The organism is Aedoeadaptatus acetigenes, from assembly GCF_025566985.1.
GTDB classification, from domain to species: Bacteria; Bacillota; Clostridia; order Tissierellales; family Peptoniphilaceae; genus Aedoeadaptatus; species Aedoeadaptatus acetigenes.
The window spans coordinates 75,828-90,355 of record NZ_JAOQJD010000009.1 but is presented as its reverse complement, the minus strand read 5'-3'; the positions used below and the strand labels follow the sequence as shown (position 1 = coordinate 90,355).

Here is a 14,528-nt window from a genome sequence, read left to right as displayed (position 1 = left end):
AGCTATATAATAAATCTGTTATAGAGAGGTGTTTGAAAGGAGACAGCGTTGAGAAAACAAGTAGAAGAATTATTTTCCCTCATGCGGAAGAGAGATATAGATTTATACGTCGTACCCTCGGAAGATTTCCACCAAAGTGAATACGTGGGGGAATACTTCAAGGCCCGAGCCTATGTATCGGGCTTTACGGGAAGCGCCGGCACCTTGGTGGCCACGGCGGATGAGGTGTGCCTCTGGACCGACGGCCGCTACTTCCTCCAAGGGGAGGAACAATTAAAGGGCAGCGGCATTCGCCTACAAAAAATGGGCGAGCCCAAGGTCCCCACGATAAAAGAATACATTGAAGACAAACTGCCGGTCGGGGGCACTTTGGGCTTCGACGGGCGCACCATATCCGTGGCCGACGGCGCCGATTACGAGGCCATTTGCGAAAAGAAATGCGCCTCCATTACCTACAATATGGATCTCGTGGGCGAAATTTGGCCCCATCGCCCGGCTCTTTCGGAAAAGCCCGCCTTTAAATTGGACGAATCCATTACCGGGGAGAGCGCGGCATCGAAGCTTTCCCGCATCAGGGGCGTCATGAAGAAAAAAGGCGCAGACACCCACATCGTCGCCTCTTTAGACGACGTGTGCTGGACGCTGAACCTGCGGGGCGACGACATTATGTACTCGCCGATTCTGCTCTGCTACGCCGTGATCACCCTTGACGAGATGGTGCTCTATATAGACGAGAACAAGCTGAGCGATGAAATCAAGGCCGAATTAAAGGAACTGAATGTGCGCCTCCGGCCCTACAACAGCATTTACGAGGACGTGAAGGCATTGTCGCAAAAGACCGTTCTTCTTGATCCCGCGAAGATGAACTACGCCCTCTACGAAAGCATTCCAGCGGACAACACCTTGGTGGAAGGGGCCAATCCCTCCATTCTCATGAAGGCCATGAAAAACCCCGTGGAAGTAAAGAACATGGCCATCGCCCATGTGAAAGACGGCATCGCCTGGGTGAAATTCATGTATTGGCTGAAGCACGCCATCGGAAAGGAAGAAATCACCGAAATCGGTGCCTCGGATAAATTGGAATCCTTCCGCAAAGAGCAGGAAGGCTATATGTGGCCCTCCTTCGCTCCGATCAGCGGCTACGGCAAATACGCCGCCATCGTCCACTACGCCGCCGACGAAGAGAGCGACATTCCCCTTGAGCCCAAGGGACTCTATCTCTCCGACACGGGTAGCAATTTCGCTGAGGGCTCTACGGACATTACCCGCACCATCGCCTTAGGCGAATTGACGGAGGAAGAAGTGTACCACTTTACCCTGGTCTTAAAGAGCCATTTGGATCTGGCCATGGCAAAATTCCCCTACGGCACCTGTGGCTACGGCCTGGATTACGCGGCGAGAAAGCCCTTCTGGGACGCCCATCTGAACTTCAATCACGGCACGGGCCACGGCATCGGCCAGCTTTTAAACGTGCACGAAGGCCCGGCGGGCATTCGCCACCGGGTGAATGTGGCGAAGAACGAACACCACCAAATCGAGCCCGGCATGATTATTACCGACGAGCCCGGCCTTTACATCGCCGGAAAACACGGCATTCGCACGGAAAACTGCTTGGTGGTTAAAGAAGACGGCGAAAACGAATACGGCAAATGGCTCTGTTTCGAATCCATGACCCTGGTGCCCTACGATTTGGACGCCGTGGACTTCTCCCTATTGGATGAAAAAGAAATCGCCTATTTGAACGCGTACAACCGCCGGGTTTACGACACCATATCCCCCCACTTAACGAGCGAGGAGGCCCAATGGCTGAAGAAATACACGAGAGAAATTTAATAAAGGGCAAAAATACCATGGGCGGGGGCTTTTACCTGGCTTCCGCCACACTGGCCGTGGAGCGCTTCGCCTTTTACGCCGTGAAGTGGCTCATGACCATTATGGTGGCCGCCGCCGTGGCAAAAGGAGGCCTGGGCATGGGAAAGGCCGACGCGGCGAAAGTGAGCGCCAATTTAGTGGCCATGACCTACATTACGCCCCTCTTCGGCTCCATCCTCTCCGATCGCTTCATCGGCGCAAGGTATTTGATTCCCGTGGGCATGGCGATCATGGGAGCGGGCTATTTTCTCGGCTACAAGGCCGACTCCATCGCCATGATCAACGCCATGATCCTCGTGGTGTCTTTGGGAAACGGCCTCTTTAAATCCCAAATCCACGCCGTCACCGGCCGGCTTTTCAAAGACCAAAAGCTTCTGGACAAGGCTTTTTCCACCCAATACGCCATCGCCAATGTCGGCTCCTTTTTAGGCACGGCCATCATCGGCGTCTTGGTCATGGGCCGGGGCTACGCCTTCGGCTTTTTGGTCTGCGCTCTGGTCTTGTTTGCGGCGGCCATCGTCTTTGTCCTCGGAGGAAAATGCCTCGGGGACACGGGAAAGAAGCCCTTTAAATACGACGAGAAAAAAGAAAAAGAAGAGAAAGTCAAGCGGCCCCTGACGTCCGGGGAAAAGAAGCGGGTGGGAGCCATCGTTCTCGTCTCTTTCTTCTCCATTCTGTTTCGGGTGTTTTGGCACCTTGCCTACTTGCCCGTGTATTTCCACTGGGCAGGGGAGAATCCCGCCGCCAATTGGATGGTGGGCAGCTTTACCGTCCCATCCTCTTGGTTCGACGCCCTGAACTCCCTATGCTGCATTGTGATGGGGCCGGCTCTCGGCATGTACTGGGCGAAGCGGGCGCGGAGCGAAAAAGGCGACTTTAACATGTTTCAAAAGACCGCCTTCGGCCTGCTCCTTTTAGGCATCGCCTACGGAATCTTCGCCGTGGCCGACGTGGCACGCGGAGAAAGTCAAGCGGGCCTCACGTGGATCGTGGCCTTCGGCATCGTCTTGTCCCTCGGCGAAATGGTCTTCGCGCCCTTGGGCAATGCCTTTATTTCCAAATACGCCCCGGCCCATCTCCTCTCCACCTTGATGAGCGTGTGGGTCTTCGCCATCTTTATCTCCGCGAAAACCTACGGCTACCTCTACGAATTTACTTTGCAATTTCCCTTCGCAAAAACCTATTTCATTATCGCAGCCGTCATCACCTTCGGCGGCATCCTCCTCGCGGCTTTCAGCCCGAAGCTGAACCGATTGGTGGAGGATGAGAAGTAAAACTGAAAGGAGCCATCCATGAATCAAGAACGAATCCATCGAATCGTACAGGGCATGAAAGAACGGGGCTTGGATCACCTGCTTATTACCGATCCCGTGGCCATTTTCTACCTGCTGGGGCGGAAGATCGCTCCCGGCGAGCGCATGCTCGTCCTCTACCTCCACGTTAACGGCGCGGCGAAGCTTGTGATCAACGAACTCTTTCCCCAAGAGGGAGACGTGGGCGCGGATTTAATTTGGTACAACGACGTGGACGATGGCGTAGAAATTCTCACCGATGTTATGGAAGAGGGCGACACTGTGGGCATCGACAAGAATTGGCCCAGCCACTTCCTCTTGCGCCTTCAGGAAATTTTCCCTGAGAAGCGCTACGTGAACGGCTCCCTTCTCGTCGACGACGTGCGCCGCATGAAAGACGAGGAAGAACAAGGGATTATGCGTGAATCCTCAAAAATCTGCGACGAAGTCATGGAAGCGCTCATCCCCCGGGTGGTAAAGGGGCTTACGGAAAAAGAGCTGGACGCCAAAGTGCGGCAGCTTTTCGCCGAACGAGGCGTAGTGGAGCTTTCCTTCGATCCCATTACGGCCTACGGACGGGGCGGCGCCGATCCCCATCACGCCACTGACGATTCCAAGGGCAAGCGGGGCGACTCCGTGGTCCTGGACATCGGCGGCATGTATAAAAACTACGCAAGCGACATGACCCGCACGGTCTTTATCGGCGAGGTCTCCGACAAGGCGAGGGAAGTCTATGAGATCGTAAAGGAAGCCAATCTGCGGGGCATCGCCGCCGCCAAGCCCGGCAACCGCATGTGCGACGTGGACAAAGCCTGCCGCGACTACATCGAATCCAAAGGCTACGGCGACTACTTCACCCACCGCACCGGCCACTCCATCGGCCTGGAAGATCACGAAGTGGGCGACGTGTCCTCGGCCAACGACGCCGTGATTCAGCCGGGGCAAGTCTTTTCCGTGGAACCGGGGATCTACCTTCTCGATGAAGGCATCGGCGTGCGCATCGAGGATTTGGTTCTCATCACCGAAGACGGCTGCGAAGTGTTAAATCAAGTGACGAAGGATCTCATCGTCGTAGAGGAGGAAGACGATGGTCGCCATTAAAGAAGGACGCATGGCCTTTAAAGGCTTCGAAACCTATTACCGCATTACGCATCCCGAGGGGAAAAAAGCCCCCCTCCTCCTTCTCCACGGCGGGCCGGGGAGCACCCACAATTACTTTGAAGGCTTCGACAAGCTCGCCGAGGCGCTGGATCGACCCATTATTATGTACGATCAAATCGGCTGCGGCGAATCCGCCACCCCGGGCCACACCGAGCTCTACAATGCCGAGGTGTGGATGGAGGAGCTGGAATCTTTGAGAGAGCATTTGGACCTTAAGGAAGTGCATATTCTCGGCCAATCCTGGGGCGGGATGCTCGCCATTTCCTACATGATGGAGCGGGAGCCGAAAGGCGTCCTCTCCCTGATTTTGGCCTCCACCCTCCACTCCGCCGCCCTGTGGCGGGAAGAGCAGTGGCGGCGCATCGACCGCGTCATGACGAAAAAAGAGCGGGCGATATTTAATCAGGCCGAAGCATCGGACAGATACGACGATCCCGATTACCTGAAGGCCTTGGACCGCTTTATGGATCTGTACTGCGGCCCCACGCTGGATGAGAACAGCCCCGAGTACCTGAAGCGCAAAAAGAAAAACGCCGGGGAAGTCTACATCACCGCCTGGGGCGCCAACGAATTCGGTCCTACGGGCACCTTGGCTAGCTACGACTACCGAGGGAAATTGGGAGAAATCACCGTGCCTACTTTGGTAACAAGCGGCCAGATGGATCTGTGCAGCCCCTACATCGCCAAGAGCATGGCCGACGAGCTGCCGAATTCCCGCTGGGAACTCTTCCGCGACTCCCGCCACATGGCCTTTGTGGAGGAAGAAAAACGCTACTTCAAGGTCTTAAACGATTGGCTGAAAGATTTCGAATAAAAATTATGTGCGAGGCGCCGTGGGGTGCCTCGTTTTTGTATCCTTAGGACCTTCCTGTTATAATGGGCGCGAAAGGGGGTGCGCCGTGGGAGAGATGATCGAATTGCCGCGGGTGAAAGAATTAAAAGCGTCCATCGAAAGATTGAGGCAATCCGTGGCCGAAGCCATTTGCACAAAAGAATACCTCCTTCACGTGAAGGGGCGAGCCATAGAGATGAACTATTGCCTGGCCTTTTACGATCAAGAAATCGCCATCCTCGAAGCCCGCTACCGCACCCTCGTCCTCGCTCGAGAACGAGAGCGGATTTTGGCGGGAAAAACCACGGCGGGAAAAATCGCGGAAGCCCAAATGGACGAAATCCTGGCCCAATGGGAAGGGGAACTGGCCCGAAAGAAAGCCCTCCTGGCGGAAGCCCGCACTTGGAAAGCATGGCCCGCGGCGAAGGAGAAAGAACTCAATGGTCTCATGATTTTAATCATAAAGGCCCGGCATCCGGATCTGAATCCCGAGCATGGCGACGAAAAATTCATGGAAAAAGCCGTGGAGGCCTTTCGGGAGGGGGATGAAAAAGCCCTAAAGGAGCTTTTAAATGAAGCAAAAAGAGAAGCGAGCCAGTCGCCGCCCGAGCGTCTGCTGAAAGAAGAAAAGCGATTAGAATATCTACTGCTCGGGTATATAAAAAAAGTCATCGCCATAAAACAGCGGCCGCCCTTTACAGCGGCGTTTTACTTAGAGGGCGAAGGGCGAAAGGCGCGGTGGGAAGAATTGGAAAGAGAACGCCAACGCGCGGAAAAAGCGCAGGAGAAAGAAAAAGCCGCCTTGGAAAATGCACCGGAAGAGGCGAACCTTCGGGGGAAAAGACCGAGGGAAAAGAAAAGATAGAAACCAGAAAACGTCACTCTAAAGAGGAGACGTTTTTTGATGAAAAGAAAAGGAATGTGCGGTTTTTTCTTTCCGGAAGAAAAAATTGACAGCGACGAGGGATTCAGGGTATGATGAACTCTGTTTAATTAAGACTATATTGGTAGTATATATTATGAAATATATTCATATAGATCAGATGCTTTGAAAAGGGAGGAATCCAATTGGTAAGCAATAAAAATGTTCGGGAAGCGACAAATCACGTGGCGTTGCCCTTATCCAACGAAAATGCCAAGAAAAAGAGAAACAATCTGCTGAAATCCATGGTCGGGGCGTCGGTAATCGCCACCGGCCTCGTTATGATGCCTCAGGCCGGTTTTGCTCAGGTCGCACAACAGCCGTCGGCCGTCGTGCAGAGAGAAGCCGTAGCCGCGCCCTCCGCAAGCGCAACTGAAGCGCCCTCTGCAAGCGCAACGGAGACAACCTCTGCGAGCGAATCGGATGCACCCTCTGCAAGCGCGTCCGAGGCGTCTTCTGCGAGCGCAACGGAAGCGAGCCCTGCAAGTGTATCGGAAACGACTTCTGTAAGTGCGCCGGAGGCGTCTTCTGCGAGTGCACCGGAAGCGACCTCTGCGAGCGTAACGGAAGCAACTTCTGCAAGCGCATCGGAAGCCCCCGCAACGAACGGGGCACAAGCACCGGCTGAAGCGGCACAAGCACCGGCCGAACCCGCTACTACGTCGAAAGAGGGCCTGGAAATCGGCAAAGAACAATCGCCGGAAGCTCAAAAAGCTCCGGAAGAAGCTAATGAGCCGAACTATGGCGATGATGAAGCAAAGATCAAAGACTATAACGACAGCGAACGTTATAAGACAACGGATTTACAACAGGGAGACACCAATCAGGAGAATTTAATTACCGACGAAGGGACAGAAAAGGACGGCTTTAAATTTAACACGAAAAACCCGTCCGCAGATTCTCCAAGCAAGACGGAATATGGTTATGAAATTACCATCGATAAAAAGACCGGCCAACGCACCTATACCAAGGTCTATGTCACCGATTCCGGTCTTGTGCCTGTGGATCCGAAGAACAAATCGATGATGGATGAAGGAGACAAACTGACTCCCGAGTCTCCCGATGTGAACTACAAACCGACAGAGGATTCAAATATAAGTGCTTCCAGAGCCCAAAGAAACTTAAACTATGAAGCCGGCGAAGAAACCCTGAAGCATATTAACAGCAAGGATAACGACACGACGTCTTTCGGAATGAAGGATCATTACACAAAAGATAATCCGGGAGTTAAGTTTTTTGGAGATAGTTTTGCCTTAGGCTACAAGGTTAACCCATGGCCAAATGAAAATGACAAACTTGAAGAGTTAAAACTTAATAAAAACAATTATGATCCAACATCTAAGTACTTTGTTCAAGGTCAAGACATAGACACCGGTATTAAGGTGGACAATGTGGACGAAAATGCCAAGGAAAGACTGGTCGGCCAAGTTTATAACCCGATTACCGGGAAAATTGTTCCGGGAGCCAGTGCCTATATAGGAGAAGATGGTAATATCCACATTAAGATGCCGGAAGGAGCCCTAAAAAAAGACGAAAATGGCAAGACTGTCATCAATGAAGACTCCATCTTCAATACACCTGACTACAAGGCTCTTCAAAATCTGGATGTCAAATTCTTTGCCCGTCCGAGAACAGCAGAAGAATTTAAAAATATAGCAGAAACACCAGACGAATTTGGTGAAACAGGAACTTATACAGAAACAGGTGCAGGTACTGCCGACATCAACCATAAGGGAAAAAATATCACAATCGACAAACAAGGCATCGACCGCTACGACCACTACAACCTCATCGGCGACTTCAAGCTTAACCTGGACGACACAAGGTACTACGACCAAAACTTTATTGACGGAAATAATGAAGATACTTCAAAAAACACGTCGTCAGCTGTTAAACCCGGAGAACCTTTTGAGGTAAAAATTTACGAGCCGGAAGGATCCGGCGAGATTAATAAGTCCTCATCTGAAATGAATGGTGCTGAAGATAGAGGAGAAGCTGCAGGAAAAGTAATTTTAGACTTTATCAACCGTGAAAATCAGGGCAAGGAAGACAAGGACCAATGGAAGGTCACCTTAACCGACGGAGATATCAGCAAATTTACCATTACGCCGCCGAAATCCGCCAAGGCCGGGGACTTTGTGGCCGTGCCGGTGGAATACACCTACACCAACGGCTCAAAGGACGTCCATTGGTTCCACTTTGTGGTCCAAGAATCGGACAACAACAGACCGGAATACTTCGCACAAATTGGTTTCAAGGGGGATACATTAACAAGTACTCCAACTATTCCGGATGACGAAGCCAGCCAAAAGAAAAATCAACCGAAGACCTATGAAATTGTCCCGGGAACTTACAAGGACAGCTCGGGCAATGTTTGGGACAATATTACAGTAGACAAAGATACCGGTGTCGTCACTGCAGTCGTCCCTGAAAGCGCCGAGATCAAAGGCGGCGAAAATCTTTATGTCGACGTCAAGGTCAACTATAGAGACGAGAACGGCATCGAAAAAGAAGAAACCGTCAAGGCGCAGTTCATCGCCAGACCGAAATACAAGCAAGAAGTAACGAAAGAATTTACGAGCAAGGTTCCCTTCGAGACCGAGGTCGTCTATGACGATACGCTGGAAGCCGGAAAAGTTGTAACAACGGAAGGCGTCGTCGGCGAAACGAAGACCACCTTCAAGCAAGTGGTCATCAACGGCGAAAAGGGAATCATCAATGATGCCGGCGAATTTATTAAGAATCAAGAATCCGTTGTAGTAACTACCGTAACGGAAAAACAAGACGCCGTGATCCGAATCGGCACCAAGCCGGCGAAAACCACGGTGGAAATTCCCTTCGACACGGAATACGAGCTGGACTACACGAAGAAACAAGGCGAAGCGCCGACGGAAATTACGGCAGGTCAAAAGGGCGAAGTCACCATCACGACGACGAGAGACCCGGAAACCGGCGAAATCACCGTCACTCAGGAAGTAAGCAAGGCTCCGACCAATAGAAAATTGAGCATTCCGGCAAAAACAGAAGGCACTGTTGTCGATACAGACGAGATTCCCTTTGGCTACACCGTGGAATTCGATCCGGACTTCTACAAAAACTATCCGGATGCGACGGACAACTACAAAATCGTCAAAGACGGCGTAGCCGGTACTAATAAGAAAACGTGGACCATTGTAAATTCCAAGATCGTCGGAGACTATGTACTTGAAAAAACCGAGCCCATCAATGCCGTCATCAAGGTAGGACAAAAAGACTATACGGGAACGGTGACCAACACCGTGACGAAAGACGTACCCTACACCGTAAAAGTCGTTCAAAATCCGAACCTGGATGTAGGCAAAACCAATGCGAAGCAAGAAGGTAAGGCCGGTTCCAGAACCTATGAATACAGCGGCGAGATCGTAAACGGTCAATTAAAAGACGGCACCAATTTCACCGAAAAAGAACTGACGGACAAATATGTCGAACCGACGGAACACATTATTGAAATCGGGACGAAGCCCGTTGAAAATGAGAAATCAGTTGAAAGTACAGTTGGCGTAGATGTTGAGTGGGTATTTGATCCGAACAAAGACATCGGCGTCATCGAAGTCGGCGATCTGATCCCCGGCAAGGTAACGACCAAAACCGTAAACAAATACAATCCCGAAACCGGTGAAATTGAAACCACTCAAGAAACAGTTGTTGAAAAAGGAAAGAGAAAAGTTGTGGCAGGCACAAGGGCCTATAATGGAGAATTTGATCAAGTCAATAAGGTCATTATTCCTTATGAAACAGAAATTGTCTTTGACAATACCCTTAAGGCCGGTGAAAAAGAAATTACGCAAGCCGGAGAAAACGGTCTGAAAACTACGACAACGAAGCATAAGATAGTTAATGGAGCAGTTGAAAGCAGTGGCGACCCGGTTACGGAAGTAAATAAAGAAGCCGTAAAACAAATCATCAAAGTCGGTACCATGACTGACGGAACCCACTCCCACACGGAAGTGCTTCCCTTTGAAACCAAGGTCGAAGTCAATCTGGACCTTAAGAAGGGCGAGTGGAGATACAAGACTGTCGACGGCGTGGAACAAAAGGGCAAACTCGGCTCCAGAACCACGGAGTGGACCATTATAAATTCTGTTGTTCAAGACGAGAAGAAAGTAACCGAAGATAAAGCGGTGGACGCCATCATCGAAGTGGGCTCCGCAGACTTTACAGGTGAAGTAAGTCACAAAGAAACCTTCGAAATCCCCTTTGAAGTGGAAGTCAGATATAACAGTGAACTTCCCGCCGGTACGAGCAATGAAATCCAAAAGGGCGTTAAAGGCTCCTATGATGTAGAGTACAAACAAGCCATTAAAAACGGCGAAGCCACCGGCGAAATGACGAATACGGAATCGAACAAGGTCGAAGCGAAAAAACACATCGTCGAAGTCGGCACCAAGGTTGAAACGCCTGAAAACAACTATACAAAGAATGTTGAAGTTGATATCGAATACGTTTACGACGATACCAAGGACAAAGGCGTCGTCGAAACCGGCGAACTGACCCCGGGCAAGGTAGAAACCAAAGTCGTCGACAAATACAATCCGGAAACCGGCAAGGTGGAACAAAGCACCGAAGAAGTTGTGACCAAGGCGAAGCAAAAAGTCATCGTCGGCACCAAGGACTTCACAGGGACCTACGAGTACAAGAAGACATGCCCTCTTCCCTTTGAAGTGGAAGTGATCGAAGACCCGACTCTATCCAAAGGTGAAACGGTCGTAGATCAAAAAGGCGTGGCCGGATCCAAGACCACGAGCTACAAGCAAGATATTAGAAACGGTGAAGCGGTCGGTGAAGCGACTAAGATCGGTGAAGAGGTAACTGTAAATCCGACGAAGCACATCGTTCGTGTAGGTACTAAAGCACTTACAGGAACTAACGAAAAAGTTGTCGATAAAGCCATTCCCTACGAAACAAAAGTCATCTACGACGAAAACCTTGAAGCGGGTAATCGAGTCGTAGACAATGAAGGAAAAGATGGTAAGGAAAGAGTGACCACGACCATCACCTCGATTGATGGCAATATAGAAGTCAATTCTGAAGGAAAAGTGCTGACGCCGAAAGAAGACAGAGTCGTTCGTGTCGGCATCAAACCGGTTGTTAAGGAAGAGGCTATTCCGCAAGACTCAACCTATAAACACAATCCAAACCTTGAAGCCGGTACAATCAATAAAATTTCTGAGGGTACTCCGGGCAAGGTTACTATCACCACCACTTTCAACAAGGAGACAGGCAAGCTTGAATCCAAGGTCGTACGAACGGAGCCGACCAATGCTGAATATGAATATGGCTCCAAGACGACAGGGGAAGTGAAAGTTAAATCTGAAATTCCTTACGAAGTTGAGATCATCGAAGATCCTACAATGGACGCAGGAACCCACAAGGTTACCCAAGAAGGGGTAGTCGGTGAAAAAGAAACGACTCTTGTAATTGAAAATAGCGTTGAAAAATCAAGGTCGGACAAGACCACGAAAGAAGCCGTTAAAAAGATTATCAGAGTCGGCACAAAACCGACAGAAAAGATGTGTCCGGTTCCGGAAGGGCCGAGCACGCCGAATAATCCGGTAAATCCGAATCCGAGCACGCCGGAGAGTCCGGTGAACCCGAATCCAAGTACGCCGAACAATCCGGTGAACCCGAATCCAAGTACGCCGAACAATCCGGTGAACCCGAATCCAAGTACGCCGAATAGTCCGGCAAACTCGAATCCGAGTGAGCCGAACAATTCGGTAAACCCGAATCCGAGCACGCCGAAGAGTCCGATAACCCCGAATCCGAGTACGCCGGAGAGTCCGGTAAACCCGAATTCGAGTACGCCGAAGAGTTCGGCAAACCCGAATCCGAGCACCTCGAGTAATCCGGCAAGCCCGAATCCGAACACGCCGACTGAATCGGAAAGTTCGGCGCCGAGCAGGAGGACGGACGCCGACGATACGGTCGACCGGACGAAAGCTGATCAAGCTGCCGCTGAAGTGGCGAAGGACGACGCAAAAGCGCCGCAAACCTTCGATGCCGGCATCGCCGCTCCCACGGGACTGGCCGCCCTTGCATCGGGCCTCCTCGTCGGTTTGGAACGCTTAAAGAGAAGAAAAAGAGACTAATTCAATAAATCGAACAGAAAAACACCGCCATGGTTTTGTGGCGGTGTTTTTGCGTTGGGGGATGTTTTCCGTGGCAATGACGTTGTTTCGTCTGTGAAAATAAAAAACAAGCCCCGATGGTCGAGGCTTGTTTGCAGTTTGAAGCACCTGATCGGGGTGCTTCTTTTAATTGATTTTTTGGAAGATGGAGATGGAGCGATCGGAATTTTCGTAGTACACTTCCATGCCCATGTTTTCCACGATAAAGCGCAGGGGAACCATGGTGCGGTTGTTTTGGATCGTGGCGCCCACATCCAGGGAGACGGTGTTGCCGTCGATTGTGGCTTCGTTTTTGTTCGCGGGAAGGGCAATGGTGTGGCCCTTGTAGTTTACCATGGCCGTGCGGGCCTCATTGTCCCAGGTGACTTCGGCGCCGTAGGATTCCATTAAGAAGCGCAGGGGCACGAGGGTGCGGTTGTTTTTGATCACCGGCGTCGTGTCCATGGTGCGGTTTTCGCCGGCGAAGGTAAAGTTTTTCTTGCCCACGGTCATGCGCACTTTTGCATAGCCCGGCGATTCCTTCACATAGCTCGCCGTGTTGGGGCCGAAGCTTGCCTTGTAGGCCACGTAGGCGCCGTCCACCTTTTCTTGGCGGAAGATGGCGGCGGGCTCTTTTACGCCGGCGCCGGGGGCTTTCCAGCTGCTTGTGTCCGTTTTTGCCGCACCTTTTTCCACGGTCCAGGTGATTTGAGCCGGGTCGATGGCGATGCTTCTGCCGGCTTTGGTGACGCCTTTCGGGGCCAGGGTAATGGTGTTGCCGCTGTCTTTGGCGACGAGGGTGAAGCTTTTTAATGCGGCGGGGCTTTGAATGTCCACGGGCAGGGTGATCTTGACGCCGCCTGTAGTGGTCAGGACGATGTTGGTCTTGCCCATCTTCGGCGAGAGGAAGCGGCTGTAGATCCAGGCGCCTTCGCCGAAGGTGCTGTCCGTTAAGCTGTAACCCACGTTTTCGACTTTAATGGGGTGGTAGTTGCTGTCCCAAGCCTTGTTCAGCTTGTAGGTGGCCACTTCGCCTAAGACCACGTGGCGGGGGCCTGCGATTTCGCCGGCTGCGAGGGCGGTTTTCGGCGCCTTGTTCATGACGCCGATGCCGTTGACGATGCGCCGCTCGGCGCCGTTTCTTTCGGGGCGGGTGATTTTCGTGTTTTTAAAATCCCCGTGGCCTCGGGCCACCAAGGTGGTGGAGCCGCCCCCGTCTAAGTTAATGGCTTTTTCTACGCCGAGAGCGGCCACGGTGGCTGCCCACTCGTCCAGCTTCATGCCGCGGCTTTTTTTTGTGCGGCCTTCCGTGGCCACGAGGTAGACGGTTTTGCGGTCTTTTGAAATGGCCGCGGCGCTTCGGGCCCGGTAGCCGTCGATGGAAGCCGCGTCCATAATGTAGGGCTGGGGCCGGCCGCCGTTGACTAAGAGGGCGTGGCCGCCGATTAAAAAGCGCCAGTTTCTGTCCGGGCTCACGCGGTAATCCAGGCGCAGTTTTTGCCCGGGCTTCACGTGGTTTCGAATAAAGTCTTTGGCCCGTCCGTTGACCTGCAAAATGTATTTGCCCTTGGGGGTGACCATGGGAATGGGCTTATCTAAAGAAATCCGCTCCACGACGAAATTGCCGTCGACCAACACTTCGCCGCTCCCTTTGAGCCCGCGGGAGGGGGCGGTCCAAAAGTCGTTGTACAATTGGATGCTGTCTTTGTGGGAAGGGACTTGGGTGTGGTTAATGATGTAGTCGGTTTTGTTCAGGCCGCTGATCTTGTAGTGGGCGCCGTCTTGGGCGGTGGCGCGGCCGTTGAAGGTGAAGCTTTCGATGTAGGCGTTTTTCCCGCTGTCGATGCCGAAGGCGAAAAGGCCCACGGATTCCAGGGGCGAAGACTGAAGCTTGCCGTCCACGACAGAGGGGCCGAAGGGGGCGCCTTGCTTGGACATATTGAAGAAGTCGCCGTTAATGCCGGCGTAGGCGTCGGTGCGATCGGCCATGTGGCTCACCGTGTCTTTGCGGGTGTAGTTGCCCGCCCCGGCCATGACCTGAAGATCCGCCCCGGGATTGTTCAGATCCACTTGGATCACATCGACGATGTGGTTTCTTCCGCCGATTTTTGCGGAAAGCTCGCGGCGCACGACGCCGGGGGAGACGGTGGTGCGGCCGTTTTCTTTTAGGGAGACGGCCTCGGCGCCTTTGGGCACGAGAAGCACGAGGGCCAAGACCCATAAAAATACAAATTGCCTTTTAAATACGTTCAAAGGAAACACCTCTTTCTTTCTTCCATTGTACTGGAAAAGGGATTTTCTGT

The 14,528-nt window shown here is 52.1% G+C and carries 7 protein-coding genes; 6 read left to right on the top strand and 1 reads right to left on the bottom strand.

Annotation, left to right across the window (positions count from 1 at the left end):
- Positions 1-48 precede the first annotated feature (48 nt).
- The 6 genes from OCV31_RS06325 (at position 49) to OCV31_RS06300 (ending at position 12,207) form a co-directional block, all read left to right on the top strand.
- Positions 49-1,833, top strand: coding sequence for an aminopeptidase P family protein (locus tag OCV31_RS06325; protein WP_267303841.1), 1,785 nt, complete (start codon positions 49-51; stop codon positions 1,831-1,833).
- Complete coding sequence (locus tag OCV31_RS06320) at positions 1,803-3,146, top strand: peptide MFS transporter (RefSeq protein WP_267303840.1); 1,344 nt, start codon at positions 1,803-1,805, stop codon at positions 3,144-3,146. The genes OCV31_RS06325 and OCV31_RS06320 overlap by 31 nt, the downstream gene beginning before the upstream one ends.
- Before the next feature lie 18 nt (positions 3,147-3,164).
- Positions 3,165-4,265 (top strand): M24 family metallopeptidase, encoded by a 1,101-nt coding sequence (locus OCV31_RS06315; protein ID WP_148473532.1) that lies wholly within the window; start codon positions 3,165-3,167, stop codon positions 4,263-4,265.
- The gene (pepI, locus tag OCV31_RS06310; protein ID WP_148473530.1) at positions 4,252-5,139 is read left to right on the top strand and encodes a proline iminopeptidase; all 888 of its coding nucleotides are present in this window, start codon (positions 4,252-4,254) and stop codon (positions 5,137-5,139) included. Before OCV31_RS06315 ends, pepI begins: the two co-directional genes overlap by 14 nt.
- A gap of 85 nt (positions 5,140-5,224) precedes the next feature.
- On the top strand, positions 5,225-6,022 hold the full coding sequence (locus tag OCV31_RS06305; RefSeq protein WP_148473528.1) for a hypothetical protein: 798 nt from the start codon (positions 5,225-5,227) through the stop codon (positions 6,020-6,022).
- A gap of 203 nt (positions 6,023-6,225) precedes the next feature.
- Positions 6,226-12,207 carry a G5 domain-containing protein gene (locus OCV31_RS06300; RefSeq protein WP_148473525.1) on the top strand — a complete coding sequence of 1,994 codons (5,982 nt, stop codon included), beginning with the start codon at positions 6,226-6,228 and terminating at the stop codon, positions 12,205-12,207.
- Between the two features lie 165 nt (positions 12,208-12,372).
- Here the strand turns inward: OCV31_RS06300 and OCV31_RS06295 are convergent, their stop codons facing one another.
- Entirely contained in the window at positions 12,373-14,478 is a 2,106-nt protein-coding gene (locus OCV31_RS06295) for a stalk domain-containing protein (RefSeq protein ID WP_148473523.1), read from the bottom strand.
- Positions 14,479-14,528 lie beyond the last annotated feature (50 nt).

Bases quoted from the DNA above. Each gene is read 5' to 3' on its own strand.
- OCV31_RS06320 (WP_267303840.1), top strand. From the start codon at position 1,803: ATGGCTGAAGAAATACACGAGAGAAATTTAATAAAGGGCAAAAATACC.
- OCV31_RS06315 (WP_148473532.1), top strand. From the start codon at position 3,165: ATGAATCAAGAACGAATCCATCGAATCGTACAGGGCATGAAAGAACGG.
- pepI (WP_148473530.1), top strand. From the start codon at position 4,252: ATGGTCGCCATTAAAGAAGGACGCATGGCCTTTAAAGGCTTCGAAACC.